Genomic DNA, 1,359 nt, shown 5'->3' with positions numbered 1-1,359 from the left:
CTGCTGCGCAGTCGAGAAATGAGACTCCGTCTCGTAAAAACTGTCTCTAAAAGCAAGATTTCAATACGCGCGTTGCGCTTTTCTCGCGAGTAAAATGAGCCCTTGACGGAGCTCCTTTAGCGTTCCCAGTAATTATAAATAACAAACGGTAGGTGATTGTATGCCAAGTGCAGCAAGAATAAGAAAGAATAATAAAAACAAAAAGAAAAGACTGAAAAAAATATTGATCGCCACATTTGCCATCATAGTGGTTCTGACATCTGCGGCATTTTTATTCGTAAACAATATGTTCGGCAAGATGGACCAGGTGAAAATCAACGAGGACGATCTTGGAATAACCGACAACTCTAACAAAAAGATTACCAATATCGCATTGTTTGGAATAGATACAAGAGGAAACAGCTACGACAATTCCCGTACGGACAGCATAATGATCGCCACTGTGGATACAGACAACAAAAAGATCAAGCTTACATCTATAATGAGGGACACATACGTCAGCATACCCGGAAAAAAATACGACAAGATAAATCACGCATACGCCTATGGCGGACCTGAGCTTGCCATTAAGACTATAAACACCAACTTTGACATGAACATCCGTGATTTCGTCACCGTAAACTTCGATGCCATGGAAAGAATAGTGGATGCAGTAGGCGGAGTTGACATTGAAATAAGCAGCGCCGAAGCTACACAGATTTCAGGCATAAGCTCTGGAGGTCTTCACACCTTAAACGGTTCCCAGGCAGTTGATTACAGCAGGATCCGTAATATAGGAAATGCGGACTACGAACGTACTGAAAGACAGAGGACAGTCCTGGAGAACGTGCTTAACAAGGTGCTTAGAGACAGATCCATTACAAGAGCCATGAGCCTTGCAGACAGCCTTCTTCCTTATGTGCAGACGAGCTTGTCAAGATCTGAGATACTAAGCCTTGGAACAAGAGTCATGACTAGCGGAACCTCATCCATTGCGGACAGCAGGCTTCCACTTGACGAACACAGCAAGGGCGGATTGTTTGGTGGAGTTTACTACTTAAAGCCGATGACCCTTGTGGACAATGCAAGATACCTGCACGAGTTCATTTATGAAAATGAAGATTATTCTCCCAGCGATTCGCTGATGGAGATAAGCAATAAGATGCCCTAAGCGTCCTAGACGCGTCGAAGGGTTGGCATGACAAACCCCCCAATGCACAGCATCGGGGGGTTTTGTTGTTAAACGATTGTGAGGCGATCGGGAAACAGTCGTTTAGTCGCTGAGGCGACTGTGGGACGCAGGGCTTCGCCCTACGGGAAATGACTGCTGCGCAGTCGAGAAATGAGACTCCGTCTCGTAAAAACTGTCTCTAAAAGCAA

Annotated in this window: 1 protein-coding gene; it reads left to right on the top strand. The window is 45.1% G+C overall.

Annotated features, from left to right (window positions below; genetic code table 11):
• Positions 1 to 160 precede the first annotated feature (160 nt).
• Positions 161 to 1,150 (top strand): LCP family protein, encoded by a 990-nt coding sequence (locus BUB93_RS11205; RefSeq protein ID WP_073272300.1) that lies wholly within the window; start codon positions 161 to 163, stop codon positions 1,148 to 1,150.
• Positions 1,151 to 1,359 lie beyond the last annotated feature (209 nt).

Origin of the sequence: Alkalibacter saccharofermentans DSM 14828, from assembly GCF_900128885.1 — a bacterium.
In the GTDB taxonomy this organism is placed as follows: Bacteria; Bacillota; Clostridia; order Eubacteriales; family Alkalibacteraceae; genus Alkalibacter; species Alkalibacter saccharofermentans.
The sequence above is the reverse complement of the archived record's forward strand: the minus strand, read 5'-3'. Positions and strand labels throughout refer to the sequence as shown.

What these genes read in the sequence shown, in the direction of transcription:
- BUB93_RS11205 (WP_073272300.1), top strand. Translation starts at nt 161, where the DNA reads ATGCCAAGTGCAGCAAGAATAAGAAAGAATAATAAAAACAAAAAGAAA.